The organism is Pseudomonas sp. MIL19, assembly GCF_028680365.1.
Classification (GTDB): domain Bacteria; phylum Pseudomonadota; class Gammaproteobacteria; order Pseudomonadales; family Pseudomonadaceae; genus Aquipseudomonas; species Aquipseudomonas spirodelae.
On the sequence record NZ_JAPPVG010000005.1, the window covers coordinates 152,050 to 178,936 of the forward strand.

The following is a 26,887-nucleotide window of genomic DNA, read 5'->3' on the forward strand; positions in this document are numbered from 1 at the left end:
TTGCCCTGCATCGCGCATTCCGGTAGCTTTGCCCTACGCGCGCGCGACTATTATTACGTTCAGTGCGTTGGCGTCGCCTGGCGGCTGCGTCCCCGCCGTGCAGTTTCACGCTGCACGCATTAGTTGGCGACTCTCTTTCGTTTCATTCCAAAATCAAGGTCATCATGGCTCAATACGTTTACACCATGCATCGGCTCGGCAAAGTAGTGCCGCCGAAGCGGGAAATCCTCAAGAACATCTCCCTGTCGTTCTTCCCTGGCGCGAAGATCGGCGTACTCGGCCTCAACGGTTCGGGTAAATCCACCCTGCTGAAAATCATGGCCGGCGTCGATACCGAGTTCAATGGCGAAGCGCGGCCGATGCCCGAGCTGAATATCGGTTACCTGCCGCAGGAACCGCAGCTCGACCCGAGTAAGACCGTGCGTGAAGTGGTGGAAGAGGCCGTCAGCCAGATCAAGGACGCCCAGGCGCGTCTGGATCAGGTTTACGCTGCTTACGCCGAGCCGGATGCCGACTTCGACAAGCTGGCCGCCGAGCAGGCCAAGCTGGAAGCCATTCTGCAAACCAGCGATGGCCACAACCTGGAGCGTCAGCTGGAAGTGGCCGCCGACGCCCTGCGTCTGCCGGCTTGGGACGCCAAGGTGGCTGTGCTCTCTGGTGGTGAGAAGCGCCGCGTAGCCCTGTGCCGCCTGCTGCTGTCGGCCCCAGACATGCTGCTGCTCGACGAACCAACCAACCACCTGGACGCCGATTCGGTGGCCTGGTTGGAGCACTTCCTCCACGACTTCCCGGGTACCGTGGTGGCGATTACCCACGACCGTTACTTCCTGGATAACGTCGCGGGCTGGATTCTCGAACTCGACCGCGGCGCCGGTATTCCGTACGAGGGCAACTATTCCGGTTGGTTGGAAGCCAAGTCGAACCGTCTGGCGCAAGAGTCCAAGCAGCAGTCGGCTCACGAAAAAGCCATGAAGGAAGAGCTGGAGTGGGTGCGCAAAGGCGCCAAGGCTCGTCAGTCGAAGTCCAAGGCACGCTTGCAGCGCTTCGAGGAAATGCAGTCGCAGGAATTCCAGAAGCGCAGCGAAACCAACGAAATCTACATCCCGGTCGGCCCGCGTCTGGGCGACAAGGTCATCGACTTCGTCAACGTCAGTAAGGGCTATGGCGACCGTATGCTGATCGACAACCTGTCGTTCAGCATGCCCAAGGGCGCCATCGTCGGCGTGATCGGCGGTAACGGCGCCGGTAAGTCGACCCTGTTCCGCATGCTGATGGGCAAGGAACAGCCGGACTCGGGCAGCATCGAGATCGGTGAAACCGTGCAAATGGCCTGTGTCGACCAGAGCCGCGACGACCTCGACGGTAGCAAGAGCGTGTGGGAGGCCGTTTCCGATGGCGCCGACATGATCAAGATCGGTAACTATGAAGTGCCGTCGCGTACCTATGTAGGGCGCTTCAACTTCAAGGGCGGCGACCAGCAGAAGTTCGTCAAGGACCTCTCCGGTGGTGAGCGCGGTCGTCTGCACCTGGCGTTGACCCTGAAAGAGGGCGCCAACGTACTGCTGCTCGACGAACCGTCCAACGACCTCGACGTGGAAACCCTGCGTTCGCTAGAAGAGGCGCTGCTCGACTTCCCAGGCGCTGCCATCGTGATCTCTCACGATCGCTGGTTCCTCGATCGCGTGGCGACCCACATCCTGGCGTACGAAGATGACTCGCACATCGAGTTCTTCGAAGGTAACTACACCGAGTACGAAGCCGACCGTAAGAAACGCCTGGGTGATGCTGCCGCGCAGCCGCACCGCGTGCGTTACAAGAAGCTGGCGCAGTAAGCCAGGCTGAAAATAGAAACGGAGCCGCAAGGCTCCGTTTTTGTTTGTGCGCGTTTATTCAGTAGTAATACCAGCGCAGCGACAGCATCAGCTCGTTTTCCGGTGTTTGCAGATGGCTGAACTGACGGCTGGCACTCATGCGTAAACCGAGGTTATCTGACAGTTCCCATTGCTGGTTGAGCGCCACACTGCGGCGTACTTCGCCTTGCTGAAAGTAGTCGGCTTTGGCTTCTAGGCTCAGGTTTCCCAGTCGGTTGCTCCAGATCAGCCCTGTGTTGAAGCCCGCAGCCGGTGCGATAAATGCGGCGAAGTCACTGTTGTGCTCAACGCGTGCGGTGGCCATGGCGTAGGCCAAGGTGTCGCTGCCCAATTGCCAGGTGCCGCCCGCACCACCGTTAATCTGGCTGACCAGCTCACGGCGCTCATTTTTCCCTGGTACGCGCTCAAGGCCCGCGGCAACCTGCCATGAAAGCGGTTGCAGCAGGCGGTTGCGTGGGGTCAGCGAGCGAATGGTGGCCAAATCAAGGCGCTCGAGTTGCCAGTGATTGCCTTCGTACTGACGTAACTTGAGTTGCAGGATTTCGATTTGTGCGCCCAGCGGAAAGCCTGCCAAGTTGTCATTCAGGTCGTGGTACGCCATGCGCAGCCCGTATTCGGCGAAGCTGCGTTCGCCAAGGCTGCCTGCGCCCAGTTGCCAGGTGCGCGACTGATGGCCATTTTCTGGCAGTTCGGGGCGCTCTATCGAAAGTTCGCCAGGTGGGTTGCGATTGATCGCCTGCAACAGCTCAAAGCTGCGCTTTGCCTGCACACTGTCACGTTCAGCACCGGTGGCGTGGTAGCGCACCAAACGATAGGCAGCATCTTGGATCAGCGCGCGGCGCGCAGGCGCTAAACCGAGGAAGACCGGGTCATTCACCAGGCGGCTGTCGTCAGCCAGGGCCAGTACCCAGTCTTGCTCGTTGTCGTGGAGTTGGCTGGCGCGGGCGAGCAACTCTTTTTCCCGCGAGGGGCGGTAGTCAATGCGCTCAACCAGGCCGGCCTGTTTGACGGCGCGCACGGTATCGGTGGGGATGGCAGTCAGCGGGAATTGCTCGGTTAACGTCACACCGGGGCGGGCGATTTCCAGCAGTTCAAGCAGGCGGAACGAGCAGTTCTCGTCGAAGAAGAAATAATCGAAGCGTACCTGCTTGAGTTCCCACACATGCTCGACCATGCGTGCGGTTTCAGCCGGTGTCAGGTTGAGCTGGTACTCCCACAGGTCACGATTTTCCAAGCGGCTGTATTCGGCCAGTTTGGCGCGGTAGGACACCAGTGAAAACAGCCCTGGATAGCCGCCCATCAGGCCTTTCCAGGCATACAGCATGCTGTTGTCCATGCCTTCGATGTAGGCGCCAAAGTTCAGCGCGTAACTGAGCAGCGCTGTACCACTGGCATCCACGTCGGCCTGGTCGATGCGCAGCAAGGTATGGCCGAACATCGACGACGGGCTGTTCAAGTAGGCCGCCGGGAAAATAAGCACGGTTCGATGCGGCTTTATGTCATCGAACCAGCGTTGGTACTCCGTGCATGTTGGGCTGGGCAGGTCGTCTAACTGCAAGCGTTCGCGCAGCCAGCGGGTGCGCGCAGGGAACACGCATTGCGGGTGACTGTCGCCTGCGTCGGCAGGCTGGTAGAGCGCCTGTAAGGTGGCCTTGAGTTCGGCAGAAGGGTCGCTGTCGCCGTCCTGCGCAAGGAAGAAACCGCTGTCATCAACATAGCTGCGCCAGCCGCCGAACTTGCCGGTTTCGTAATGGCCGAGGGCAATCCAGTAAGGGTCGTTGGCGAGTATGTTGAGTGCTTGCGGCGTTGCCGCCGTGGCGGCAAACAGGGGCGTACTGGCCGCGAGTAACAAACTCAATAACAGGTGTTTGGGCATAGTCACCTACTAATGGCGAGGGCAAGCGCCAAAAGCGCTCAGGTGACGCAAGGCGGTGTAGCGGTTGTTGCCGGCTGCATGCAGCCGGCAGGCGGTTGCGGGTTAAGCAGGCTGCGCGTATTTGGCCAGGCGGCTGTCACGCTTGATGACGTTTAAGGTCGCAGCATGCATCTGCTCGCCAGTGATGTCGGCCGAGCTGAAGATTTCACTGAAATGTTGATGGGTCACGGTCGCGAAATAGGCGCGGTCTTGTTCTTCGACGCCCAGCAGTACGGCGTAAGTGGTCAAGGCCTCACCTTGGCCTTTGGCCATGTCTTCGGACAGTTCGTCGAGCATGCCATTGATGGCCAGCAGTGATCGGCCGCCATAGGTCAGGGTGCCGTCGGTCGAGCAACCGTTGGTGCCGGAGGTCATACCGAAGGTGGCGTTGCCCGAAGTGCCGTTGGTGGTCGAGGCTACAAAGTGCGAAGGCGTGCCGCGCTGGCCTTCAAACAACATATTGCCCCAGCCGCAATTTGGGCCGCCAGGTGCTTCGGCAAGTGCCGACAGGGAGGTCACGGTGAGTAGGGTGCCGATCAGAATCCGTTTCATAGGGAGTGCTCTTTCAAGTGAAGGAACGTCGACCGACTACTCACTGGTCTCGACTTGAGCATTTTGCAATGTCGGCGTGCTGTCAAGCACGCAGCCGAAAAGAACTCCCGCGAGGAATGGTTTGCCGCGTGGTATTTGCCAATTACTGTCGCGCGCAGTGCTTTATGGGTGCCGCGTTGTGGGCACGTGTCGGGTTGTTCGCGCCGGGGCTTTTGCCGGTTTTACCGAACGATGCATCAGAGCTGAGCGGGGTGTGCAGCCCGGTTTGGCCTGTTTTTGCTGAGCGGAAACCGCGCTGATGCCTTGCCAGTGCGCGCTGCGCGGCGCGAGAATGGCCCATCGTTCCGCGGCCGTTGCCGCCTGTTAAGGATTTCCAATGCCAGACTCTGCCGCAGCTCATTTGCGCTTGGCTCCCGAAGCACTTACGCGTCCCTTTTCACCTGAGCAATTCAACTTTACCAATACCGAAGACCTCGAACCGTTTCGCGGCGTGTTGGGCCAGGAGCGCGCCGTCGAGGCGCTGCAGTTCGGCGTGGCGATGCCGCGCCCAGGCTATAACGTGTTTGTCATGGGCGAGCCGGGTACCGGCCGCTTCTCGTTTGTTAAGCGCTACCTCAAGGCCGAAGCCAAGCGCTTGGAAACCCCGGCTGACCGGTTTTACGTCAATCATTTCGATGAGCCGCGCGAACCGCGCGCGCTGGAGCTGCCGTCCGGCCACTCTGCGGAATTTCTTGCGGACATCAACGGCCTGGTCGACAACCTGCTAGCGACCTTCCCTGCAGTGTTCGAGCACCCCTCGTTCCAGCAAAAGAAGAACGCCATCGACCGCGCCTTCAACAAACGCTACGACCAGGCGCTGGATATCATCGAGCGCTTGTCGCTGGAAAAGAGCATTGCCCTGTACCGCGACAGCAGCAATATCGCCTTTACCCCGATGCTGGAAGGCAAGGCGTTGGATGAGGCCGAGTTCGCTCAGTTGCCGGAGGCCGATCGTGAGCGCTTCCATGCCGATATCGCCAACCTCGAAGAGCGTCTGAATGAGGAGCTGGCCAGCCTGCCGCAGTGGAAGCGTGAGTCGAGCAACCTGCTGCGCCAGCTCAATGAAGAAACCATCACCATAGCCTTGCAGCCGTTGCTGGCGCCGCTGTCGCAGAAGTACGCAGAGAATGCCGGGGTATGCGCCTACTTGCAGGCCGTGCAGGTCAATCTGCTGAAGACTGTGGTCGAGCAGTTGGTCGAGGTGGATAAGATCGATGCGCAAACCCGCAAGCTGCTCGAAGAGCAGTACTGCCCAAGCCTGGTGGTCGGCCATCACGCCCAAGGCGGTGCGCCGGTGGTGTTCGAGCCGCACCCGACTTACGACAACCTGTTTGGCCGTATCGAATACAACACCGACCAAGGCGCGCTCTACACCAGCTACCGCCAGCTGCGCCCCGGCGCATTGCACCGCGCCAACGGCGGTTTCCTGATTCTTGAAGCCGAGAAAATGCTCGGTGAGCCGTTTGTCTGGGATGCGCTCAAGCGCGCCCTGCAATCGCGCCAGCTGAAAATGGAGTCGCCGCTGGGCGATCTCGGCCGAATCGCCACCGTGACCCTGACCCCGGAGGTGATTCCGCTGCACCTCAAGGTGGTGATCATCGGTTCGCGTCAGCTGTATTACACGCTGCAGGACCTCGATCCGGACTTCCAGGAAATGTTCCGCGTGCTGGTCGACTTCGACGAAGACATCCCGTTGGCCGACGACAGCCTGGAGCAGTTCGCTCAGTTGATGAAAACCCGCACCTCAGAAGAGGGCATGGCGCCGCTGACGGCCGCCGCCGTCGCGCGGGTGGCGACCTACAGTGCGCGCTTGGCCGAACACCAGGGGCGTTTGTCGGCGCGCATTGGCGACCTGTTTCAATTGGTCAGCGAAGCCGACTTTATCCGCAGCCTGGCGGGTGATGAAGTGACCGACGCCGGGCATATCGAGCGGGCGCTAAAAGCCAAGGCCACCCGCACCGGGCGCGTCTCGGCGCGGATTATCGATGACATGCTCGCCGGGATCATCCTGATCGACACCGCTGGTGCCGCCGTGGGCAAGTGCAACGGCCTGACCGTGCTGGAGGTCGGTGACTCGGCCTTCGGCGTGCCCGCGCGGATTTCTGCCACGGTCTATCCGGGCGGCAGCGGCATCGTCGATATTGAGCGCGAAGTTAACCTCGGTCAGCCCATCCACTCCAAGGGCGTGATGATCCTCACCGGTTATCTGGGCAGTCGTTATGCTCAGGAATTCCCACTGGAAATCTCCGCGAGTATCGCCCTGGAGCAGTCCTACGGTTACGTCGACGGTGACAGTGCGTCACTGGGCGAGGTGTGTACGTTGATCTCGGCCCTGTCGCGTACCCCGCTCAAGCAGTGTTTTGCGATTACCGGCTCGATCAACCAGTTCGGCGAAGTGCAGGCGGTGGGTGGGGTCAACGAGAAGATCGAAGGCTTCTTCCGCTTGTGTGAGGCCCGTGGCCTGACGGGCGAGCAGGGCGCGATCATTCCGCATTCCAACGTCACCACCTTGATGCTCGACGAGCGAGTGCTGCAGGCCGTGCGTGCCGGGCAGTTCCATATCTACGCGGTGCGTCAGGTTGATGAAGCGCTGAGCCTGCTGGTCGGCACCGACGCGGGTACGCCGAATGAGCAGGGGCAGTTCCCCGCGGGCAGCGTCAATGCGCGGGTGGTCGAGCGTCTGCGTGACATCGCTGCCATGGGCATGGAAGACGACGACAAGGACGAGCCGAAAAAGGAAGAGGCCCCCGCCGCGCCAGTAAAAGAGAAGAAGCCGCGGGTGAAAAAGCCAGTGGCCGAGTGACCGCTTGGCTGTGACAGTTCGCTCGGTGGCTGGTCAGTCACTGAGCGAATAAGCGTAGCGCCCAGTGCATCTGCCTCAGACCTGTTTTTCCTCAATTCATCCACACAGTTATCCACAGTGTATGGGGGTAACTGTTGGCTTCCCTCTGGCGCTTACTCGGGTGTAGGCTGAATGCTTGCTACCGAGAGGGTCGTCGCCATGTCGCGCAGCCTCAATCTCACCCGTCATTGTCTGGGCCTGGATACACGCATCGAATGCATGGTGCTGCCGCTGGCCGGCAACGAGGGGCTCTGGGCGCTAATCTGCGCCGCGGGCATGGCGGGCGCTCAACCTTCTGCAATCAAGGCGCAGGGCCCATTCCGCGGGGCTTTGTCGGCCGAACGCATCCTCGTTGATATCGCCGAAAACCTGTGTGTCATGGGGTATCAACCCTGCAGCGATGTACCGATCTGGCGGCTGCATATCCAGGCCGCGTTACGCCGCTTGAACGCCGAGCGGGGTCACCCTGTTGGGGATTTTCAGTCCCAGCCGGATACCTGAGCGCGCATGTGGTGAGTATTTGATCAGGCTTCGCCAGCCTTAGAAATAGTTGGCTTACAGCCATTGATCCTGAGCCTACGCACAAGGTTATCCACAGTTGCCGGGGATAACCGGGCTTGTCATCTATTGCCACACTCCAGGGTTGTTTGAGTGAGGGCGCTGGGTATACTCGCCGCCAGTTTTAAACCCTGAGAGAGCCCCTATGGAACGCTTTATCGAAAACGCCATGTATGCCTCGCGCTGGCTGCTGGCGCCTATTTATTTTGGCCTGTCGCTGGCGTTGCTGGCATTGGCGTTGAAGTTCTTTCAGGAAGTCTTTCATATCCTGCCCAATGTCTTTGCCATGGCCGAGGCGGATCTGATTCTGGTGCTGTTGTCGCTGATCGACATGGCCCTGGTTGGCGGCTTGCTGGTGATGGTGATGATTTCCGGCTACGAGAATTTTGTTTCCCAGCTGGATATCGCCGAGGGCACCGAAAAACTCAGCTGGCTGGGCAAGATGGACTCCAGCTCGCTGAAAATGAAGGTGGCGGCATCCATCGTGGCGATTTCCTCTATCCACCTGCTCAAGGTGTTTATGAATGCGCAGAACATCCCTGACAGCAAGCTGATGTGGTACGTGATCATTCACATGGCGTTTGTGCTGTCGGCCTTCGCCATGGGTTACCTGGATAAGCTGACCAAGCACTGATTTTTCTGAGCGAGTCACCCGCCGCCCGGCCGTTGCAAAACGGACGGGCGGTTTGCGTTTGGCCTTGTGCTTTTGCTGTGTTGTACAAGAATTGTATTTGTATGATTTTTTGTATAACTTCGCTCGCCTGAGGTAATCGCCATGAATCTGCAAAACCTGTCGCAGCACGCCCATGCCGGGCATATCGACGCGCTCAATCTTATTTCCATTGAGGGCGGTATCTACTTGCTCGAAGCGCACATGGATGGGCGTGTCCACCCGCTGCGCGATGGCAACGGTAAAACCCTGCACCTGCGCTCGGTTGAACACGCGCGCGATATGCTCACCGACATGCCGCCGATCCCGTTCCACTTGGTGCATGCCGTGGTGCATGACGAGATGTGCGGTATGCAAGACGGCACTCAAGATGTCCTGCGCGTGCCGATTTCCTTTATTTCCTCGTGGTAGTGATGTGACCGCAGCGGCCTCACTGTTTGCCCGTGCGCTTGCCATCGTGGATGTGCAGATCACAGGTATGCACCCCGACAAGGATGGCATCTGGGAAGCGGCGGTGTTGCAGGTTGATGGCGGCGCGGTCACGGCGCGGCACAGCTGGTTAATCAACCCTGCCGGTGGTTTGCCAGCCAGCGTCTCGCGCACATCAGGCGTGCTGCCGGCAGAGTTGCTCGACCAGCCGCGGTTTAGCCAGATTGCCGCTGAACTTGCGCGCTGCTTGCAGGGGCGGGTTGTGGTTGGCCACAACTTGCGCGTCGCCCATGCCTTCTTACGGCGTGGCTTTGCTATTGCTGGGCAGCCTGTGCGCTATCGCCAGTTATGCACCTTGCAGTTAGCCCGCGCTGCTTGGCCTGACTTGCCCAACCATTCTCTTGATGCGCTTTGCGTGGCGCAGGGCATTAACCGTTTTTTTCAACACCGCGCATTGCCAGACGCCGAGGCTGTTTGGCAGTTGCTGTTAAAGCTGGTGGCGCAGGTGCCGCACGATGTCTTGAGTCAGCAGGTCGGACGGCAGCTGCGCAAAGCCGCCGTGCCGCGGTTTATGACGGCTGAGCGGCTGCAGGCCTTACCCGCCAGCCCCGGGGTTTACTACTTCTACGGTGAGAATCAGGCCCTGCTGTATATCGGCAAAAGCCGCAATGTGCGCCAGCGGGTGCAGTCGCACTTCCAGAATGATCATCACAGCCGCCGCAGCCTGCAGATGGCTCAGCAGGTGCGTGATATCCGCGTGCAGCCGACGGCTGGAGAGTTGGGGGCGCTGCTGCTGGAGTCCGCTGAAGTAAAGCGCCTGCTGCCGCTGTATAACCGCCAGCTTCGCCGTCAGCGCGACCTATTGACCTGGGCGCTTATCGCCGCCGCAGATGGCTTGCGGCCTGAGTTGCAAGCTGTGGGGCAGGGCGCTGCCGAGGTCAGCAGCGTGGGGCTGTTTCGCTCACGGCGTCAGGCCCATGCGTGGCTGCGCAGTGAGGCCGGGCGCAGCCAATTGTGCTTGCGCGTGTTAGGCCTGGAACGCGGTGACGGTGCGTGTTTTGCCACGCAGCTTGGCGGGTGTCGGGGGGCGTGCTGCGGGCGTGAGCCGCGCGAAATACACGATGCCCGCTTGCTTGCGGGCTGTGAGCAGTTACGCATTGCCACATGGCCATGGCCGGGCCCAGTTGCCCTAGTTGAGCGCGATCTAGAACAGCGCGTGTGCCAATGGCATGTGCTCGATCAGTGGCGACACGTGGCCACCGTCGATGATCCCGCGCTGATTGATGCGGCCCGGCAGCACCCCGCTCAGGCATTCAGCCTCGACGCGTATCACATCCTGCGCAGCCATTTAAGGCGCTTTCCGCACACCGAGGTCGTTGTTTTATGAGTGTTCGCCGTCTTGCCCTGGTGCTGGGTGACCAGCTGTCGTTCGACTTACCCAGCCTGCAAGCGCTGGATCCGCAGCGCGATGCCGTGCTGCTCGCCGAGGTGGCGGCGGAAACCGATTATGTGCCGCACCACCCGCAGAAAATCGCCCTGATCTTCAGTGCCATGCGCCACTTCGCCGAGGCCCTGTGTGAGCGCGGCTGGCGCGTGTATTACGTCAAACTCGATGACTCCGATAACAGCGGTTCGCTGCCTGGCGAGTTGCAGCGCTGGGCAGCGCAGTTGCAAGCCGCCGAGGTGCACCTGACTGAGTGCGGTGAATGGCGCCTGGAGGATCAGTTGCAGCACTGCGACGTGCCGATCACCTGGCATGCCGATCATCGCTTTGTCTGTGGCCGCGATGAGTTCGCCCTTTGGGCCGAAGGGCGCAAGCAACTGCGTATGGAGTTCTTTTACCGCGAGATGCGCCGTAAGACCGGGTTGTTAATGAATGGCGACGGCACGCCGGTAGGCGGTGCGTGGAACTTCGATGCGGAAAACCGCAAGGCGCTGCCCAAACAGGTAAAGGCGCCGATGACCGCGCGCTTCCCAGCGGATGCTATTACCCAGGAAGTGCTGGCGCTGGTGGCTGAGCGCTTCAGTCATCACTACGGCAGCCTGGCGTCCTTCGATTACCCGGTGACCCACGCCGAGGCCGAGGCGCTGTGGCAGCACTTTCTTGATTTCGCCCTGCCAGCTTTCGGCGATTATCAAGACGCCATGGCGGTCGGTGAGCCGTTTCTGTTTCATGCGCGAATCAGTGCGGCGCTTAACATCGGTCTGCTGGATGTGCGCCGCCTATGTGCTGATGTCGAAGCCGCCTATTGGCGTGGCCAGGTGCCGCTGAACGCTGCCGAGGGCTTTATCCGTCAGTTGATCGGTTGGCGTGAATACGTGCGCGGCATCTATTGGCTGCACATGCCCGAGTACGCCGAGCGCAATGCCTTCGGCAATACCCGGCCGCTGCCCGAGTTCTACTGGACCGGTAAAACCCGCATGAAGTGCATGAACCAGGCCATCGGCCAGACGCTGGAGCACGCCTATGCCCACCATATCCAACGGCTGATGGTCACAGGCAACTTCGCCTTACTGGCCGGGATCCAGCCCAGTCAGGTGTGTGACTGGTACTTGGCGGTGTATATGGATGCCTTCGACTGGGTCGAGCTGCCCAACACCCTGGGCATGGTCATGCATGCTGATGGCGGCTATCTGGGCTCCAAGCCGTATTGTTCGAGCGGGCAGTACATCAAGCGGATGTCCAATTACTGTGGCGACTGCGCGTACAAAGTCAGCGAGAGCGTGGGTGAGCAGGCTTGCCCGTTCAATGCTCTGTACTGGCACTTTTTAATGCGCCACCGTGAGCAACTCGGTGCAAATCACCGCTTGGGCATGATTTACCGGAACCTGGATAAGATGACTGAGGCCAAGCAGCAGGGGCTCTGGCAGCGCGGTGAACAACTGTTGGCGCGGCTGGATGCCGGTGAGGCGTTGTGAAAAAAGCCGACTTGCCGGTAAAGACCTGTCAGAAATGCGGCTTGCCGTTCACCTGGCGCAAGAAATGGGCACGTTGCTGGGATGAGGTGAAGTACTGCTCCGAGCGCTGCCGGCGCAATCGCCAAGGCGCTGCAGGCGGGTAGGGCGGGCAGGCGGTTTGTGCTAGGCTGGTCTACCTTTTTTCAGCCCCTAGCGGAGCAGTGCTATGTCCGAAATCAATCTCTCGACTGATGAAACTCGCGTCAGCTACGGCATCGGCCGCCAACTGGGCGGTCAACTGAGCGACAACCCGCCGCCGGGTGTAAGCCTGGAGGCTATCCTGGCGGGTCTGACTGACGCGTTCAACGGTCAGCCGAGCCGCGTGAGCGAAGCCGATATGACTGCCAGCTTCAAGGTGATCCGCGACATCATGCAAGCGGAAGCTGCAGCCAAGGCTGAGGCCGCTGCTGGTGCTGGCCTGGCTTTCTTGGCAGAAAACGCCAAGCGCGATGGCATTACTGTATTGGCGTCTGGCCTGCAGTACGAAGTGCTGAGCAGCGGTGCTGGCGCGATGCCGACCCGTGAAGACACCATTCGTGCTCATTACCACGGCACCCTGATCGACGGCACTGTATTTGACAGCTCCTACGATCGTGGCGAGCCTGCTGAGTTTCCGGTCGGCGGCGTGATCGCTGGTTGGACCGAAGCCCTGCAGCTGATGAATGCCGGCAGCAAATGGCGTCTGTATGTGCCAAGCGAGCTGGCCTATGGCGAGCAAGGCGTTGGCAGCATCCCGCCGCACAGCGTGCTGGTGTTTGACGTAGAGCTGCTGGACGTTCTCTAACGTCTCTGGCGCTTCCCTTCGCGGGCGTGGCTGGTTCCTACGACTTAGTAGGAGCGGGCCACGCCCGCGATGCGTTTCAGGGGCGCAACGCCCGGGCGTAGCAGTACAGAAACAGATTACGGACCAGCTCCTTGAGCACTAACGGCTCGCTGGAGTTCAGCTCGTGCAAATCCAGATCGCCCTGATCACGCAGCTCATCCAGTGCATCTTCCTTAAGCAGTGCGCAAACTTCGCCGGTGTTGCGATTAAGAATGCGCAGATACGGCTGCGGGCGGTCCAGCCAGGCATCGATTAGGTAGGTCATCACTCATCTCCCTTAAATGGTTGGATGAGAATAATTCCTATTATGTTTATAGCAAGGCTTAATTGCTGCCTTTCGTCGCGCGAGCTGAAAACTGCCGCTGCGATTTTTAACCTCGCGCAGCCACGGCCCACAGGGGCGCCGCCATAGATGGCAGGCCATAAAAAGCCCGTCACAGGGACGGGCTCTTGATTGCAGGCAGGTTGCTAGTGCGTGCGGGCTACTGCAAAGCGGCAAAGCTCAATGAGAGCGTCACGGTATTCGCTGGTAGGTAGCGCATCCAGGCACGTGATCGCGCGGTCGGCATAATTGCGCGCTTGTTGGGCGGTGTAGTCCAGGGCGCCGGCGGCTTCCACTGCGTTGCGGATGCTCTCCAGGTCTTCGATGCCGCCTTTCTGAATGGCCTGGCGTACCAAGGCCGCTTGTTCAGGCGTACCTTCGCGCATGGTGTAGATCAGCGGCAAGGTTGGCTTGCCTTCAGCCAGGTCGTCGCCGACGTTTTTGCCGAGTGCAGTCGCGTCACCGCGGTAGTCGAGCAGGTCATCGACCAGTTGGAAGGCCACGCCGAGGTGGTCGCCGAAGGTGCGCAGAGCTTCAGTTTGCGCGCTGTTGGCGTTGGCCAGGGCGGCGGCGCTGTGGGTCGAGGCCTCGAAGAGCATCGCCGTCTTGCCGCGGATGACCTCCATATAGGTCTCTTCCGTGGTGCTGGCGTCGCGGATCTTCGACAGTTGCAGCACTTCGCCTTCGGCAATCACCCGGGTGGCCTTGGACAGGATCTTCATCACGGGCATGGAGCCCAGTTCGACCATCATTTCGAACGAGCGCGAATAAAGGAAGTCGCCAACCAGCACGCTTGGCGCATTGCCCCACTGCGCATTAGCCGTGCTGCGGCCGCGGCGCATGTCGGACATGTCTACCACGTCGTCGTGCAGCAGAGTGGCGGTATGCAGGAACTCGATGGTGGCAGCAAGCAGGCGCAGCTTGTCGCCGTCCAGACCCAGCGCTTTACCGCTAAGCAGAACCAGCAAGGGGCGCAAACGTTTGCCGCCTGCGGAAATAATGTAGTCGCCGATCTTCTCTACCAGCGGTACGCGCGACACCAGTTGGGCGCGGATGATGCCGTCGACGGCGGTAAAGTCATCCGCCACCACGCGGTAGAAAGCCTGGGGTTGCATTGCTTACACCTGCTGTTCATGGGTTGCGCGGCATGCTATGGGGCAGGGTAGGGGCTGTCAAGGCAAGTGCCTTGCGGTCTTGCGTCGGGCTTGCGGCTTGCGTACAATCGCGCACCCTGAACTTCCCCCTGGGTATTTCCCTGCCTTACGCAATTGCAAGGGTGTCCTTACGGCCCCGAGCAGCCATGCCAGCCGACACTTATTCCTATAAAGCGCTGGGTGAGCAGGATTAACGGAGATTTACCATGTACGCAGTAATTGTTACCGGTGGCAAGCAATACAAAGTCGCCGAAGGCGAATTCCTCAAGATCGAAAAACTCGAGCTGGCCACTGGCGAAGCCGTGACTTTTGATCGTGTTCTGTTGGTCGGCAATGGCGACGACGTTAAAATCGGCGCGCCGGTTGTTGAAGGTGCCAAGGTTGTAGCTGAAGTGATCGCTCAAGGCCGTCACGACAAGGTCACCATCATCAAGTTCCGTCGTCGTAAGCACCACATGAAGCGCCAGGGCCACCGTCAGTGGTACACCGAGATCAAAATCACCGGTATCCAGGCTTAACTCGTTTCAGTCTGATCCCTTTATAGGAGTATTGAACTCATGGCACACAAAAAAGCTGGCGGTAGTACCCGCAACGGTCGCGACTCAGAAGCCAAACGCCTTGGCGTGAAGATGTATGGCGGCCAGAAAATCATTCCTGGCAACATCATCGTGCGTCAGCGTGGCACCCAGTTCCACGCCGGTTACGGCGTTGGCATGGGTAAGGATCACACCCTCTTCGCGAAAATCGAAGGCGTGATCAAGTTTGAAGTAAAAGGCGCGTTCAACCGCCGTTACGTGAGCGTCGTTGCGGCTTAATTGCGCGACTGCTGGGAAAGCCCCGTCCTTGCGACGGGGCTTTTTTGTTTCTGTATTATTGGGGTTCTTGCCAAACTGTCCTGGGTGCTAGCGTTCAAATTGAATGCAGGTCAATTTTGCAAGAACCTGGTGTTTCTCGTTTTAGATAACCCGCCTTGTTGCGGGAGGCGTACCTATGAAATTCGTCGATGAAGTATCGATTTCTGTAAAGGCCGGTGATGGTGGCAACGGCATGATGAGCTTCCGTCGTGAGAAGTTCATTGAAAATGGCGGCCCTAACGGCGGTGATGGTGGTGATGGCGGCTCGATCTATATCGAAGCGTTTGCCAACCTCAATACCTTGGTCGACTACCGCTACACGCGCCGCTTCCAGGCGCCGAATGGTGAAAAGGGTGGCAGTACCGACTGCACGGGTGCCAAGGGTGAGGATTTGATCCTGCCGGTGCCGATTGGTACCACGGTGATTGATGCCGGCACGCAGGAAGTCATTGGTGATCTGACTCGTGCGGGTCAGCGCTTGCTGGTGGCGCAGGGTGGCTGGCACGGGTTGGGTAATACGCGCTTCAAGTCGAGTACTAACCGTGCGCCGCGGCAGACTACGCCGGGCAAGCCGGGTGATGCGCGCGACCTGAAGATGGAATTGAAGGTGCTGGCGGATGTGGGTCTGCTGGGCTTGCCCAATGCCGGCAAGAGTACCTTTATCCGCTCGGTCTCTGCGGCCAAGCCGAAAGTGGCAGATTATCCGTTTACTACCCTGATCCCCAATCTGGGCGTGGTCAGTGTTGATCGCTACAAGAGCTTTGTTGTTGCCGATATTCCGGGGTTGATCGAAGGTGCGTCCGAGGGCGCGGGTCTGGGTATTCGCTTCCTCAAGCACCTGTCGCGTACCCGCTTGTTGCTGCACCTCGTGGATATGGCGCCGTTGGATTTGACCGATCCAGCTGAGTCGGCAGCCACCATTATTGATGAGCTGACAAAGTTCAGTCCGTCGCTGGCTGAGCGCGAGCGCTGGCTGGTGCTGAATAAGGCGGATCAGATCCTCGAAGAGGAGCAAGAGGCGCGCATCGCTGAAATCGTCGAGCGGATCGAATGGAAGGGGCCGGTGTATGTGATTTCTGCCCTGGCCCGCGAAGGGACTGAGCAGCTGTGTTATGACATCATGGATTTCCTTGAGGCGCGTGCTGAGCGTATTCAGGAGAATCCCGAGTTCGCCGCTGAATTGGCTGAGCTGGATACGCGCATCGAAGATGAGGCGCGTGCCCAGTTGCAGGCGCTGGATGATAAGCGTGCGCTGCGTCGCTCCGGAGTTCGGGCGGTCAGTGACGTTGAGGAAGATGACAGCTTCTGGGATCAAGAAGACGAAGACGATGGCCCGGAAATTATTTACGTCCGGGATTAAGCAACTACAAAAACGCCGCTTAATTGCGGCGTTTTTGTAATCACAGGTCGCTGCTGGGGTTGGATGATCATGCGTGACAAGGTAACCGGTGCGCAGCGCTGGGTGGTGAAGATTGGCAGTGCGCTGCTGACCGCTGATGGGCGTGGCTTGGATCGTGCGGCGATGGCGGTGTGGGTCAAGCAGATGGTGGCGCTGCGTGAGCAGGGTGTTGAGTTGGTGTTGGTGTCTTCCGGTGCAGTGGCTGCCGGTATGAGTCGTCTGGGTTGGGTGGCGCGGCCGAGTGCGATGCACGAGTTGCAGGCGGCGGCGGCAATTGGCCAGATGGTGTTGATCCAGGCGTGGGAGTCGAGTTTTGCTGAGCATGGTCGGCGCACGGCGCAGATCCTGCTGACCCATGATGACCTGTCAGACCGCAAGCGCTACCTCAATGCACGCAGCACGCTACGCACGCTGGTGGATCTGGATGTGGTGCCGGTGATCAATGAAAACGACACGGTGGTCACCGACGAGATTCGCTTCGGTGATAACGACACCCTGGCGGCGCTGGTGGCTAACCTGGTCGAGGCTGATCTGTTGGTGATTCTGACCGATCGCGATGGCATGTATAACGCTGATCCGCGGCATAACCCTGATGCCGAGCTGATTTTCGAAGCGCGCGCTGATGATCCGGCTCTGGATGCCGTGGCGGGCGGTGTGGGCGGTGCGCTGGGCCGTGGCGGCATGCAGACCAAACTGCGTGCGGCGCGTTTGGCGGCGCGTTCCGGTGCGCATACGGTGATTGTGGGTGGCGCCATCGAGCAGGTGCTGGCTCGGCTCAGGGCGGGCGAGCGTCTGGGTACTCTGCTTGCGCCTGAGCGTGGCATGTTGGCGGCGCGCAAGCAGTGGCTGGCTGGGCATCTGCAAACCCGTGGCACACTGGTGCTGGATGATGGTGCGGTCAAGGCGCTGGCTAGCGGTACTCGGAGTTTGCTGCCGGTTGGTGTTAAGGCTGTGCAGGGTAGTTTTCGACGCGGTGAAATGGTCGTCTGTGTGGCTGTCGATGGTCGCGAGATTGCGCGCGGCCTGGCGAATTACAGTGCGCTTGAGGCGCAGAAGATCATTGGTCGGTCGTCGGATTCGATTGAGCAGTTGCTCGGTTATGTGGATGAGCCTGAGTTGGTGCATCGGGATAATTTGATTCTGGTCTGAGGTGGGTTGATGCAAATCGTAAAAGGATTGCTCGCTGCGCTGCTGGTGCTGCCTGGGTTGGCGGTGGCGGAGCAGGTGGGTGAGGTGTCGACGGTTTTCAAGTTTATGGGGCCAAACGACAAGATCGTGGTTGAGGCGTTTGATGACCCTAAAGTGGCGGGTGTGACGTGTTACCTGTCGCGAGCCAAGACTGGTGGCGTCAAGGGTGGGCTGGGCTTGGCTGAGGATCGTGCTGAAGCGTCGATTGCCTGTCGTCAGGTTGGGCCGATCAGCTTTCTCGACAAGCTCAAAGAGGGCGAGGAGGTGTTTCGTGAGCGCACCTCGCTGGTGTTCAAAACCATGCAGGTGGTGCGTTTCTTCGATCGCAAGCGCAATACCCTGGTTTATCTGGTCTACAGCGACCGGGTGATTGAGGGCAGTCCGCAAAATGCGGTGACCGCGATCCCAATTCTGCCTTGGCCGCAAAAGCCTTAAATAAAAAGCCCGAAGCGATTCGGGCTTTTTATTGTGTGTCAGTTATGGGGTTGGTTGGGCTTGCAGAGGTGGTTGGCGCTTTTCTCTGGGCAATAAAAAACCGGCCTAAGCCGGTTTTTTAACATCTAGCAGTGAGTTGCTAGCAGCTTAGGCGGCTGCAACTTCGCTCAGTGCTTTGATGTGGCCATTCAGGCGGCTCTTATGACGAGCTGCTTTGTTCTTGTGGATGATGCCTTTATCGGCCATGCGGTCGATTACGGGCACAGCCAGGGTGTAAGCGGTCGTTGCAAGAGCGACGTCTTTGGCCTCAATAGCCTTGATTACGTTCTTGATATAAGTACGGACCATCGAGCGCTGGCTGGCGTTATGGCTACGACGCTTCTCAGCCTGTTTTGCGCGTTTTTTGGCAGAAGGTGTATTGGCCACCGTCAAGCTCCTCGAAAAAATTCTGGGGGTTACAAACAAATAAGGCCGCGAATCATGCCGATATGAGGGCGTGCTGTCAACCCTGTGGGCGTTTCCCTGTGCTGGCCTGACCAGCGGCTGGGCGCTACACTCGTCGCCTTTGCGCGACGGCGGGTTTTCCGCGGCTGTGCTTGTTTGCGGAAATCGAATTATTACATGAATTTGCTCAAGTCGTTGGCCGCTGTCAGCTCCATGACCATGCTTTCGCGTGTGTTGGGCTTTGTGCGTGACACCATTATCGCGCGCACCTTCGGTGCTGGCGTGGCTTCGGATGCCTTTGTGGTGGCGTTCAAGCTACCGAATCTGTTGCGGCGTATTTTTGCCGAGGGCGCGTTCTCACAGGCTTTTGTACCAATTCTCGCCGAATATAAAACCCAGCAAGGTGACGAGGCAACGCGCACATTTATCGCCTACGTGACGGGGTTGCTAACCCTGGTGCTGGCAGTTGTCACGTTTATCGGGGTTCTGGCGGCGCCCTGGATCGTTTGGGCCTCCGCGCCGGGATTTGCTGATGAGGCGGAGCGGTTTGCGCTGACCACTGATCTGCTGCGAATTACTTTTCCTTATATTTTGCTGATCTCGCTGTCGTCGCTGGCGGGGGCGGTGCTCAATACCTGGAACCGGTTTTCGGTGCCGGCCTTTGTGCCCACCTTGCTAAACCTCAGCATGATCGTCTTTGCGCTGTTCTTAACGCCCTATTTTGATCCGCCGATCATGGCGCTGGGCTGGGCAGTGCTGGTGGGCGGTCTGCTGCAGTTGTTATTTCAGCTGCCGCACCTGCATAAGATCGGCATGCTGGTGTTGCCACGGCTGAATCTTAAAGACACCGGCGTGTGGCGCGTGGTCAAGCAAATGGGGCCGGCGATCTTCGGGGTCTCGGTCAGCCAAATTTCGCTGATCATCAACACGGTGTTCGCGTCTTTTCTGGTCGCAGGCTCCGTGTCATGGATGTATTACGCTGACCGCTTAATGGAGTTGCCAGCGGGGGTGCTCGGCGTAGCGTTGGGCACCATTTTGCTGCCGGTCTTATCGAAAACTCATGCCGGGGCCAGCCGCGAGGATTACTCCAAGTTGCTCGACTGGGGATTGCGTCTGTGTCTGGTGTTAGCGCTGCCGAGTGCGGTGGCATTGGCGATTATTTCTGAGCCGTTAATTGTCTCGTTGTTTCAGTACGGCAAGTTCAGCGCGGGTGATACGGCCATGACCCAGCGTGCGCTGATTGCTTATTCATTTGGTCTGGTCGGGATAATTCTGGTGAAGATTCTTGCGCCAGCCTTCTATGCCCAGCAAAACATCAAGACGCCAGTACGTATCGGGCTGGTGACGTTGCTGGCAACCCAGGCGATGAACCTGCTGTTTGTCTTCGTGATTCCCCTGGCGCATGCCGGTCTGGCGTTGTCTATCGGTCTGGCTGCTTGCTTGAACGCGGGCCTGCTGTATTGGCAGCTGCGCAAGCACAACATGTTTACCCCGCAGCCTGGCTGGACATTATTTGCCGGCAAGCTGTTGGTGGCGTTGGTGGCGATGGCGGCGGCGCTGTTGTTAACCATGCAGCATCTACCTGGCTGGGCGGACGACGGCATGCTCTGGCGTTTACTGCGTTTGGGTGGGCTGGTTAGTGCAGGGTTGCTTGCCTATTTTGCCGTGCTAGCGCTGCTGGGCTTTCGTTTGCGTGATTTTGCCCGGCGCAGTGCGCTCTGATGGCGGCTGATTTGCCGCCTGTTGTCTGCTGCCCGGTGTGCGTATAATCGACCACTTTATGAGCAAGAAGCGCGTTATGCAGCTGGTTCGAGGCCTACACAATCTGCGGCCCCAACATCGGGGCTGTGTTGCCACCATTGGTAATTTCGACGGCGTCCATCGTGGTCATCAGGCCATCTTGGCGCGTTTGCGTGAGCGCGCCGCCGAGCTTGGCGTGCCCAGTTGCGTGTTGATTTTCGAACCGCAGCCGCGTGAGTTTTTTGCCCCGGAGAGTGCCCCGGCACGTTTGGCGCGCTTGCGTGACAAGCTGGCGTTGCTGGCCGCTGAAGGCGTCGACCGAGTGCTGTGCCTGAGTTTCAACCGTCGCCTGCGTGAGCTGAGTGCTGCTGAGTTTGTCCAGCGTGTGCTGGTGGACGGCCTCGGTGTGCAGCACTTGGAAGTGGGTGATGACTTCCGTTTTGGCTGTGATCGCGCTGGCGATTTCGCCTTTCTGGCCGAGGCCGGTGAGCGTGAAGGCTTTAGCGTTGAGGCCGCCAGCACGGTTGAACTGGACGGTATTCGCGTCAGCAGTACGCGCGTGCGTGAAGCGCTCAATGCCGGTGATTTTGCCCTGGCGCAGCACCTGCTTGGGCGGCCCTTCCAGATCGCCGGGCGGGTGTTGCATGGGCAGAAGTTGGGGCGTCAGCTGGATGCGCCAACGGCCAACGTGCAGCTCAAACGCAAGCGTGTACCGCTGCGTGGGGTGTATCTGGTCAGTACCGAAATCGACGGCCAGACCTGGCCGGGTGTCGCCAACATCGGAGTGCGACCGAGTGTTGCAGGTGATGGCAGTGCCCACCTGGAAGTGCACGTGCTGGACTTTGCCGGTGATTTATATGGCCGGCGTTTAACGGTGGCTTTCCACCGCAAGCTGCGTGATGAGCAGCGTTTCGCCTCGCTTGAGGCACTGAAGACGGCAATTGCTGCCGATATTGTCGCCGCCCGCGCCTATTGGTGCGCTTAAACACATAGCGCCAACCGCTTAGAAGAGCCTGAAATGACCGACTACAAAGCCACGCTGAATCTGCCTGATACCCAATTCCCGATGAAAGCCGGTCTGCCGCAGCGCGAGCCACAGATTCTGCAGCGTTGGAATGATATTGGCCTGTATCAGAAGCTACGTGCTAAGGGCGAAGGTCGGCCGAAATTCGTTCTGCATGACGGCCCGCCTTATGCGAACGGCAGCATTCACATCGGTCATGCGCTGAACAAAATTCTCAAAGACATCATCACACGCTCCAAGACCCTGGCCGGCTATGACGCGCCTTACGTGCCGGGCTGGGATTGCCATGGTCTGCCGATCGAGCACAAGGTCGAAACTACTTTTGGCAAGAATCAGCCTGCTGATCTGACCCGCGAGCGCTGCCGCACGTATGCCGGCGAGCAGGTTGAAGAGCAGAAGGGTAACTTCATCCGTTTGGGCGTACTGGGCGAGTGGGACAATCCCTATCTGACCATGAACTTCGCCAACGAGGCCGGTGAGATCCGCGCCTTGGCGGAGATCGTCAAGAAAGGCTTCGTGTTCAAGGGCCTGAAGCCGGTTAACTTCTGCTTCGATTGCGGCTCGGCATTGGCTGAGGCTGAGGTCGAATACCAGGACAAGAAGTCCGATGCAATCGACGTAGCCTTCCCCGTCGTGGATACCGACAAGCTGGCCGCCGCTTTTGGTCTGTCCGGCTTGAGCAAGCCCGCCAGCATCGTCATCTGGACCACCACGCCCTGGACGATCCCCGCCAACCAGGCGCTGAACGTGCATCCGGAGTTCAATTACGCCCTGGTGGATGTCGGCGATCGTCTGCTGCTGCTGGCTGAAGAAATGGTCGAAAGCAGCCTGCAACGTTATGGCCTGCAGGGTGAGGTAATTGCCACTGCGGCGGGTGCTGCGCTGGACCTGATCAATTTCCGTCACCCGTTCTACGAGCGTCTCTCGCCAGTCTACCTAGCGGAGTATGTCGAGTTGGGCGCCGGTACTGGCGTGGTTCACTCGGCGCCGGCCTATGGTGAGGACGACTTCCGTACCTGCAAGCAGTACGGCATGAGCAACGATGAGATCTTCAATCCGGTGCAGAGCAACGGTGTGTATGCCGAGTCGCTGCCATTCTTCGGCGGTCAGTTCATCTGGAAGGCCAATCCGAATATCGTTGCCAAGCTGGAAGAAGTCGGTGCGCTGCTCAAGCACGAAGCCATCCAGCACAGCTACATGCACTGCTGGCGCCACAAGACACCGCTGATCTACCGTGCGACCGCGCAGTGGTTTATCGGCATGGATAAGCAGCCGAATGAGGGCGCCACCCTGCGTGAGCGTTCGCTGGCCGCTATTGAAGAAACCCAATTTGTTCCAGCGTGGGGCCAGGCGCGCCTGCACAGCATGATTGCCGGCCGTCCTGACTGGTGTATCTCGCGTCAGCGTAACTGGGGTGTGCCGATCCCGTTCTTCACCCACAAAGAAAGCGGTGAGCTGCACCCACGTACCGTTGAGTTGATGGAGGTGGTGGCGCAGCGTGTTGAGCAGGAGGGCATCGAAGCCTGGTTCAAGCTCGACGCTGCCGAGTTGCTGGGTGATGAAGCCGGGCAGTACGACAAGAGCCGCGACACCCTGGACGTGTGGTTCGACTCGGGCACGACTCACTGGCACGTTTTGCGTGGTTCGCACGCCGAGTTGGCGCATGCCAATGGCCCCGTTGCCGACTTGTACCTCGAAGGTTCTGACCAGCACCGTGGCTGGTTCCATTCCTCACTGCTGACCGGCTGCGCGATTGACGGCCACGCACCATACAAAGAGCTGCTGACCCACGGCTTTACTGTCGACGAACAGGGCCGTAAGCAATCCAAGTCCCTTGGCAACGTTGTCGCGCCGCAAAAGGTTATCGACAGTTTGGGGGCCGACATCTTGCGTCTTTGGGTCTCGTCCACCGATTACTCGGGCGAGATGGCCGTCTCTGACCTGATTCTGCAGCGCAGTGCTGACGCCTACCGGCGTATCCGCAACACCGCGCGCTTCCTGCTTTCCAACCTCAGTGGCTTCGACCCTAAAGAGCACTTGCTGCCGGTCGATGAGATGTTGGCACTGGATCGCTGGGCGGTGGACCGGGCGTTGCTGCTGCAGCGAGAAATTGAAGAGGCCTACGACAGCTACCGCTTCTGGAACGTCTACCAGAAGGTGCACAACTTCTGTGTGCAGGAGCTGGGCGGCTTCTACCTCGACATCATCAAGGACCGTCAGTACACCACCGCCGCCGACAGCGTGGCGCGTCGTTCCTGCCAGACCGCTATGTTCCATATCGTTGAAGCGTTGGTGCGCTGGATTGCGCCGGTGTTGTCGTTCACGGCTGATGAGCTTTGGCAGTACCTGCCGGGTGAGCGTAATGAGTCGGTAATGCTCAATGGCTGGTACCAGGGCCTTAGCGAAATGCCACAGGACTTCGCACTGAGTCGCGAGTTCTGGGAACGGGTCATGGCGGTCAAAGTTGCGGTGAACAAGGAAATGGAAAACCTGCGGGCGGCCAAGGCCATCGGCGGTAACCTGCAGGCCGAAGTCACTCTGTATGCCGAAGACAGCTTGATCGCGGATCTGAATAAGCTCGGTAATGAACTGCGCTTCGTGCTGATTACCTCCACCGCCAGCCTCGCACCGCTCAGCGCTGCGCCAGAGGATGCTGTGGTGACCGAGGTTGCAGGTCTTAAACTGAAAGTGTTGAAGTCCGGCCATGCCAAGTGCGGCCGTTGCTGGCATCACCGCGAGGATGTCGGGGTAAACCCGGCTCATCCGCTAATCTGCGGTCGCTGTGTGGACAATATCGAAGGCGCTGGCGAGGTTCGTCACTATGCTTAACAACGGCCGGCCTAACGCCAGTCGCTTCGGGCATTTGGCTTGGCTGTGGCTGAGCCTGCTGGTGTTTGTGGTCGATCAGGCGAGCAAGTTCTATTTTGACAACAGCCTGAGCATGTACCAGCAAATTGTGATCATCCCGGATTACTTCAGCTGGACCCTGGCCTATAACACCGGCGCGGCCTTCAGCTTCCTGGCGGATGCAGCGGGCTGGCAACGCTGGTTCTTTGCCGCGATTGCGCTGGTAGTGAGCGTGGTGCTGGTGGTCTGGCTCAAGCGTCTTAAGCCAAGCGAAACCTGGCTAGCCGTTGCCTTGGCCTTGGTGCTGGGTGGCGCACTGGGTAATTTGGTGGACCGCGTGGTGTTTGGCCATGTGGTCGACTTCATTTTGGTGCACTGGCAACACCGCTGGTATTTCCCTGCCTTCAATGTGGCTGATATGGCGATTACTGGCGGTGCAATCCTGTTGGCGCTGGATATGTTTAAAAGTGATAAGTCCGGAGAAGTAGCCCATGACTGAGTCTGTCATCCAAGAGCAGCGTATCGGCCCGGACAAGGAAGTTACCCTGCATTTCGCCCTCAAATTGGGCAATGGTGATGTGGTCGACAGCACCTTCGATAAAAGCCCCGCGACCTTTAAAGTCGGTGACGGCAATTTATTGCCTGGTTTCGAACAGGCCATTTACGGCTTGAAGGCGGGCGACAAACGCAGCCTAGAGATCAGCCCAGAGCAGGGCTTCGGCCAGGGCAACCCACAAAACATCCAGGTCATGCCGCGCAGCCAGTTTCAGGATATGGAGCTGTCTGAAGGCTTGCTGGTGATCTTCAATGATGCTGCCAATGCTGAGCTGCCTGGCGTGGTTAAAGATTTTGATGACAGCCAAGTCACCATCGACTTCAATCACCCGCTGGCTGGCAAGGCGCTGAGCTTCGATGTGGAAATCATCGAGGTTAAAGCGCTCTGATCGGCGCTCTATCGTTGTAGGGTGGGTTAGGCGCGCAGGCTGAACTTGAGCCTGGAGCAGGTTATTTGTCGCGCTTTAACCCGCCATGGTTCGTATGTCAGGTACCGTGCTGTTGGGCTGCGCGGTATTCGTGGCTTATGCGGCAATGTGCCGCTAACCCAAACCGCGGCAACTTTCGTTTACGCGCGCCGAGATAACCCGCATGCATATCAAACTCGCCAACCCCCGTGGCTTCTGTGCCGGTGTCGACCGCGCCATTGAGATCGTCAATCGCGCCCTGGAAGTCTTCGGTCCGCCTATTTATGTGCGCCACGAAGTGGTCCATAACAAATTTGTGGTGGAAGACCTGCGTTCACGTGGCGCCGTTTTCGTTGAAGAACTGGATCAGATTCCTGACGATGTCATCGTGATCTTCAGTGCCCATGGCGTCTCGCAGGCCGTGCGCAGCGAAGCCGAACGCCGTGGTTTGAAGATATTCGACGCCACCTGCCCGCTGGTCACCAAGGTGCATATGGAAGTGGTGCGCTACAGCCGCGAGGGGCGCGAATGCATCCTCATCGGCCATGAAGGCCACCCGGAAGTCGAAGGCACCATGGGCCAGTACGACGCCAGCAACGGCGGCGCTATCTACCTGGTCGAGGACGAAGAGGATGTGGCTGCGCTGCAGGTGCGCCACCCTGATGCCCTGGCCTTCGTCACCCAGACCACGCTGTCCATGGATGACACCAGTAAGGTCATCGACGCCCTGCGCAGCAAGTACCCCGCAATCGGTGGTCCACGCAAGGACGACATCTGCTACGCCACCCAAAACCGCCAGGATGCAGTCAAACAGCTCGCCGCGGAGTGCGATGTGCTGCTGGTCGTCGGCAGTCCCAACAGCTCCAACTCCAACCGCCTGCGCGAACTGGCCGAGCGCATGGGGACGCCAGCCTACCTGATCGATGGCGCCGAGGACCTAAAGCAGGAGTGGTTTGCGGGTGTAGCCGGTATCGGGATTACTGCCGGCGCATCCGCCCCGGAAGTATTGGTGCAGGGCGTGATTCAGCAGCTTGGAGTGTGGGGCGCAACGAATGCGCAAGAGCTGGACGGGCGGCCGGAGAATGTAACATTTTCGATGCCGAAAGAGTTGCGGGTGACACAGCTCTGAGTTTGTGAAAAAGATGTGCACCCTTGGTGCAGAGCGACTGCCTGCTAGGAGTCTGTTTCGCAGGTTCCGATTGGTAAGTTGTCCGAAGTGAATGGCCTGCTGGCATATTCAGCAGTGTTCTGGAGGGCTTTTTTGTCTGCGTACCCGGCCTGTAGCGCTTAAGATCAACTGCCTGACGGTATATTTGCCGCTTGCATGGCAAATGAACAACGTGCCTGCCTGAAATGCGCCACTGAGTAGATGGCTTCCGCCAGACGGCGTATAGCGGATATAACGTCTGACCGGAGTGTTGCCTTTGGCAATCACACTCTTGTCAAGAGACTGGCCTTGGCGGAGTAAGGGCTCACCTTCGTCCAGCAGGGCGTTGTGGTTTAGGTCTACGTACACTTGCCAGCCGCTCTGCCAGTCACCATCGCCATTGTCGACCAGCACCGGCTGTCGTCGCTTGATAGATTCGCTGCGTGCTAGCACCAAGTCTGCAGCGAGGTTGTTGCTTGTTGTGATCAACTTTTGATTATCCATAAACTGCAAGCTGCCAGGCACCCCAATACTTGCTAGCACGGCAAGGATCGCGAGGGTGGTGAGTAATTCGGGAAGCGTAAAGGCGCGAGTGTTGTAACGCATGGCATCCCTGCCTCCTAGGTCGTGCGTGATCCGTAAGCGTCCAGCCAAGTCACCTTCCGAACTCCAGCATTAAGGGCGATGGTGTCCGCGTATTTTTAAGCGGACGCG

Annotated in this window: 26 protein-coding genes; 20 read left to right on the forward strand and 6 right to left on the reverse strand. The window is 59.0% G+C overall.

Features of this window, described 5'->3' with window-relative positions:
• Positions 1–164 precede the first annotated feature (164 nt).
• Positions 165–1,832, forward strand: coding sequence for an energy-dependent translational throttle protein EttA (ettA, locus tag N1078_RS06005; RefSeq protein WP_274087290.1), 1,668 nt, complete (start codon positions 165–167; stop codon positions 1,830–1,832).
• A gap of 58 nt (positions 1,833–1,890) precedes the next feature.
• Here the strand turns inward: ettA and N1078_RS06010 are convergent, their stop codons facing one another.
• Both N1078_RS06010 and N1078_RS06015 read right to left on the reverse strand, forming a co-directional pair.
• The gene (locus N1078_RS06010) at positions 1,891–3,747 is read right to left on the reverse strand and encodes an Lnb N-terminal periplasmic domain-containing protein (RefSeq protein WP_274087291.1); all 1,857 of its coding nucleotides are present in this window, start codon (positions 3,745–3,747) and stop codon (positions 1,891–1,893) included.
• 102 nt (positions 3,748–3,849) lie between these two features.
• Complete coding sequence (locus N1078_RS06015; RefSeq protein ID WP_274087292.1) at positions 3,850–4,338, reverse strand: DUF3015 domain-containing protein; 489 nt, start codon at positions 4,336–4,338, stop codon at positions 3,850–3,852.
• Positions 4,339–4,714: 376 nt separating this feature from the next.
• Between N1078_RS06015 and N1078_RS06020 the strand changes: the two genes are divergently transcribed.
• The 8 genes from N1078_RS06020 (at position 4,715) to N1078_RS06055 (ending at position 12,618) form a co-directional block, all read left to right on the forward strand.
• Positions 4,715–7,180 carry a Lon protease family protein gene (locus N1078_RS06020; RefSeq protein ID WP_274087293.1) on the forward strand — a complete coding sequence of 822 codons (2,466 nt, stop codon included), beginning with the start codon at positions 4,715–4,717 and terminating at the stop codon, positions 7,178–7,180.
• 198 nt (positions 7,181–7,378) lie between these two features.
• The gene (locus tag N1078_RS06025) at positions 7,379–7,720 is read left to right on the forward strand and encodes a PA4575 family protein (RefSeq protein WP_274087321.1); all 342 of its coding nucleotides are present in this window, start codon (positions 7,379–7,381) and stop codon (positions 7,718–7,720) included.
• A 202-nt stretch (positions 7,721–7,922) separates the two neighbouring features.
• Entirely contained in the window at positions 7,923–8,411 is a 489-nt protein-coding gene (locus N1078_RS06030) for a TIGR00645 family protein (RefSeq protein ID WP_274087294.1), read from the forward strand.
• Between the two features lie 141 nt (positions 8,412–8,552).
• On the forward strand, positions 8,553–8,858 hold the full coding sequence (locus N1078_RS06035; RefSeq protein ID WP_274087295.1) for a DUF6482 family protein: 306 nt from the start codon (positions 8,553–8,555) through the stop codon (positions 8,856–8,858).
• A gap of 4 nt (positions 8,859–8,862) precedes the next feature.
• Positions 8,863–10,263: a 3'-5' exonuclease family protein gene (locus N1078_RS06040; RefSeq protein WP_274087296.1), complete on the forward strand. Its 1,401-nt coding sequence runs from the start codon at positions 8,863–8,865 to the stop codon at positions 10,261–10,263.
• The gene (locus N1078_RS06045; RefSeq protein WP_274087297.1) at positions 10,260–11,795 is read left to right on the forward strand and encodes a cryptochrome/photolyase family protein; all 1,536 of its coding nucleotides are present in this window, start codon (positions 10,260–10,262) and stop codon (positions 11,793–11,795) included. The genes N1078_RS06040 and N1078_RS06045 overlap by 4 nt, the downstream gene beginning before the upstream one ends.
• Entirely contained in the window at positions 11,792–11,938 is a 147-nt protein-coding gene (locus tag N1078_RS06050) for a DUF2256 domain-containing protein (protein ID WP_274087298.1), read from the forward strand. Before N1078_RS06045 ends, N1078_RS06050 begins: the two co-directional genes overlap by 4 nt.
• Positions 11,939–12,000: 62 nt before the next feature.
• Complete coding sequence (locus N1078_RS06055) at positions 12,001–12,618, forward strand: FKBP-type peptidyl-prolyl cis-trans isomerase (protein WP_274087299.1); 618 nt, start codon at positions 12,001–12,003, stop codon at positions 12,616–12,618.
• 76 nt (positions 12,619–12,694) lie between these two features.
• Here the strand turns inward: N1078_RS06055 and N1078_RS06060 are convergent, their stop codons facing one another.
• Both N1078_RS06060 and N1078_RS06065 read right to left on the reverse strand, forming a co-directional pair.
• Positions 12,695–12,922: a PA4570 family protein gene (locus tag N1078_RS06060; RefSeq protein WP_090249418.1), complete on the reverse strand. Its 228-nt coding sequence runs from the start codon at positions 12,920–12,922 to the stop codon at positions 12,695–12,697.
• A gap of 203 nt (positions 12,923–13,125) precedes the next feature.
• Positions 13,126–14,094, reverse strand: coding sequence for a polyprenyl synthetase family protein (locus tag N1078_RS06065; protein WP_274087300.1), 969 nt, complete (start codon positions 14,092–14,094; stop codon positions 13,126–13,128).
• A 245-nt stretch (positions 14,095–14,339) separates the two neighbouring features.
• Between N1078_RS06065 and rplU the strand changes: the two genes are divergently transcribed.
• The 5 genes from rplU to N1078_RS06090 all read left to right on the forward strand — a co-directional run bounded on the left by rplU (position 14,340) and on the right by N1078_RS06090 (position 18,009).
• Positions 14,340–14,651 carry a 50S ribosomal protein L21 gene (gene rplU / locus N1078_RS06070; RefSeq protein WP_274087301.1) on the forward strand — a complete coding sequence of 104 codons (312 nt, stop codon included), beginning with the start codon at positions 14,340–14,342 and terminating at the stop codon, positions 14,649–14,651.
• 39 nt (positions 14,652–14,690) lie between these two features.
• Positions 14,691–14,948 (forward strand): 50S ribosomal protein L27, encoded by a 258-nt coding sequence (gene rpmA / locus N1078_RS06075; protein ID WP_003176049.1) that lies wholly within the window; start codon positions 14,691–14,693, stop codon positions 14,946–14,948.
• 175 nt (positions 14,949–15,123) lie between these two features.
• Complete coding sequence (gene cgtA, locus N1078_RS06080; RefSeq protein WP_274087302.1) at positions 15,124–16,347, forward strand: Obg family GTPase CgtA; 1,224 nt, start codon at positions 15,124–15,126, stop codon at positions 16,345–16,347.
• Positions 16,348–16,416: 69 nt separating this feature from the next.
• Positions 16,417–17,535 carry a glutamate 5-kinase gene (gene proB, locus N1078_RS06085; RefSeq protein WP_274087303.1) on the forward strand — a complete coding sequence of 373 codons (1,119 nt, stop codon included), beginning with the start codon at positions 16,417–16,419 and terminating at the stop codon, positions 17,533–17,535.
• Between the two features lie 9 nt (positions 17,536–17,544).
• On the forward strand, positions 17,545–18,009 hold the full coding sequence (locus tag N1078_RS06090; RefSeq protein ID WP_274087304.1) for a CreA family protein: 465 nt from the start codon (positions 17,545–17,547) through the stop codon (positions 18,007–18,009).
• Positions 18,010–18,156: 147 nt separating this feature from the next.
• Here the strand turns inward: N1078_RS06090 and rpsT are convergent, their stop codons facing one another.
• Entirely contained in the window at positions 18,157–18,435 is a 279-nt protein-coding gene (gene rpsT, locus N1078_RS06095) for a 30S ribosomal protein S20 (protein ID WP_274087305.1), read from the reverse strand.
• Positions 18,436–18,630: 195 nt separating this feature from the next.
• On the opposite strand from rpsT, the gene murJ reads away from it, so the two are divergent.
• From murJ to ispH, 6 genes are all read left to right on the forward strand, one after another.
• Positions 18,631–20,175, forward strand: coding sequence for a murein biosynthesis integral membrane protein MurJ (murJ, locus tag N1078_RS06100; RefSeq protein WP_274087306.1), 1,545 nt, complete (start codon positions 18,631–18,633; stop codon positions 20,173–20,175).
• A gap of 76 nt (positions 20,176–20,251) precedes the next feature.
• A complete protein-coding gene (gene ribF, locus N1078_RS06105; RefSeq protein ID WP_274087307.1) occupies positions 20,252–21,178 on the forward strand; it encodes a bifunctional riboflavin kinase/FAD synthetase in 927 nt (308 codons plus the stop codon).
• A 33-nt stretch (positions 21,179–21,211) separates the two neighbouring features.
• On the forward strand, positions 21,212–24,046 hold the full coding sequence (ileS, locus tag N1078_RS06110) for an isoleucine--tRNA ligase (protein WP_274087308.1): 2,835 nt from the start codon (positions 21,212–21,214) through the stop codon (positions 24,044–24,046).
• Complete coding sequence (gene lspA, locus N1078_RS06115; protein ID WP_274087309.1) at positions 24,039–24,563, forward strand: signal peptidase II; 525 nt, start codon at positions 24,039–24,041, stop codon at positions 24,561–24,563. Before ileS ends, lspA begins: the two co-directional genes overlap by 8 nt.
• A complete protein-coding gene (locus tag N1078_RS06120) occupies positions 24,556–25,008 on the forward strand; it encodes an FKBP-type peptidyl-prolyl cis-trans isomerase (protein WP_274087310.1) in 453 nt (150 codons plus the stop codon). Before lspA ends, N1078_RS06120 begins: the two co-directional genes overlap by 8 nt.
• Before the next feature lie 202 nt (positions 25,009–25,210).
• On the forward strand, positions 25,211–26,155 hold the full coding sequence (gene ispH / locus N1078_RS06125; RefSeq protein ID WP_274087311.1) for a 4-hydroxy-3-methylbut-2-enyl diphosphate reductase: 945 nt from the start codon (positions 25,211–25,213) through the stop codon (positions 26,153–26,155).
• A 108-nt stretch (positions 26,156–26,263) separates the two neighbouring features.
• On the opposite strand, the gene N1078_RS06130 is transcribed toward ispH, so the two are convergent.
• Positions 26,264–26,779: a GspH/FimT family pseudopilin gene (locus tag N1078_RS06130; RefSeq protein WP_274087312.1), complete on the reverse strand. Its 516-nt coding sequence runs from the start codon at positions 26,777–26,779 to the stop codon at positions 26,264–26,266.
• Positions 26,780–26,887 lie beyond the last annotated feature (108 nt).

Excerpts from the sequence above, each read along its gene's own strand:
- ettA (WP_274087290.1), top strand. The coding sequence starts at position 165 with ATGGCTCAATACGTTTACACCATGCATCGGCTCGGCAAAGTAGTGCCG.
- N1078_RS06010 (WP_274087291.1), bottom strand. The coding sequence starts at position 3,747 with ATGCCCAAACACCTGTTATTGAGTTTGTTACTCGCGGCCAGTACGCCC.
- N1078_RS06015 (WP_274087292.1), bottom strand. The coding sequence starts at position 4,338 with ATGAAACGGATTCTGATCGGCACCCTACTCACCGTGACCTCCCTGTCG.
- N1078_RS06020 (WP_274087293.1), top strand. The coding sequence starts at position 4,715 with ATGCCAGACTCTGCCGCAGCTCATTTGCGCTTGGCTCCCGAAGCACTT.
- N1078_RS06025 (WP_274087321.1), top strand. The coding sequence starts at position 7,379 with ATGTCGCGCAGCCTCAATCTCACCCGTCATTGTCTGGGCCTGGATACA.
- N1078_RS06030 (WP_274087294.1), top strand. The coding sequence starts at position 7,923 with ATGGAACGCTTTATCGAAAACGCCATGTATGCCTCGCGCTGGCTGCTG.
- N1078_RS06035 (WP_274087295.1), top strand. The coding sequence starts at position 8,553 with ATGAATCTGCAAAACCTGTCGCAGCACGCCCATGCCGGGCATATCGAC.
- N1078_RS06045 (WP_274087297.1), top strand. The coding sequence starts at position 10,260 with ATGAGTGTTCGCCGTCTTGCCCTGGTGCTGGGTGACCAGCTGTCGTTC.
- N1078_RS06055 (WP_274087299.1), top strand. The coding sequence starts at position 12,001 with ATGTCCGAAATCAATCTCTCGACTGATGAAACTCGCGTCAGCTACGGC.
- N1078_RS06060 (WP_090249418.1), bottom strand. The coding sequence starts at position 12,922 with ATGACCTACCTAATCGATGCCTGGCTGGACCGCCCGCAGCCGTATCTG.
- N1078_RS06065 (WP_274087300.1), bottom strand. The coding sequence starts at position 14,094 with ATGCAACCCCAGGCTTTCTACCGCGTGGTGGCGGATGACTTTACCGCC.
- rplU (WP_274087301.1), top strand. The coding sequence starts at position 14,340 with ATGTACGCAGTAATTGTTACCGGTGGCAAGCAATACAAAGTCGCCGAA.
- rpmA (WP_003176049.1), top strand. The coding sequence starts at position 14,691 with ATGGCACACAAAAAAGCTGGCGGTAGTACCCGCAACGGTCGCGACTCA.
- cgtA (WP_274087302.1), top strand. The coding sequence starts at position 15,124 with ATGAAATTCGTCGATGAAGTATCGATTTCTGTAAAGGCCGGTGATGGT.
- proB (WP_274087303.1), top strand. The coding sequence starts at position 16,417 with ATGCGTGACAAGGTAACCGGTGCGCAGCGCTGGGTGGTGAAGATTGGC.
- N1078_RS06090 (WP_274087304.1), top strand. The coding sequence starts at position 17,545 with ATGCAAATCGTAAAAGGATTGCTCGCTGCGCTGCTGGTGCTGCCTGGG.
- murJ (WP_274087306.1), top strand. The coding sequence starts at position 18,631 with ATGAATTTGCTCAAGTCGTTGGCCGCTGTCAGCTCCATGACCATGCTT.
- ribF (WP_274087307.1), top strand. The coding sequence starts at position 20,252 with ATGCAGCTGGTTCGAGGCCTACACAATCTGCGGCCCCAACATCGGGGC.
- ileS (WP_274087308.1), top strand. The coding sequence starts at position 21,212 with ATGACCGACTACAAAGCCACGCTGAATCTGCCTGATACCCAATTCCCG.
- lspA (WP_274087309.1), top strand. The coding sequence starts at position 24,039 with ATGCTTAACAACGGCCGGCCTAACGCCAGTCGCTTCGGGCATTTGGCT.
- N1078_RS06120 (WP_274087310.1), top strand. The coding sequence starts at position 24,556 with ATGACTGAGTCTGTCATCCAAGAGCAGCGTATCGGCCCGGACAAGGAA.
- ispH (WP_274087311.1), top strand. The coding sequence starts at position 25,211 with ATGCATATCAAACTCGCCAACCCCCGTGGCTTCTGTGCCGGTGTCGAC.
- N1078_RS06130 (WP_274087312.1), bottom strand. The coding sequence starts at position 26,779 with ATGCGTTACAACACTCGCGCCTTTACGCTTCCCGAATTACTCACCACC.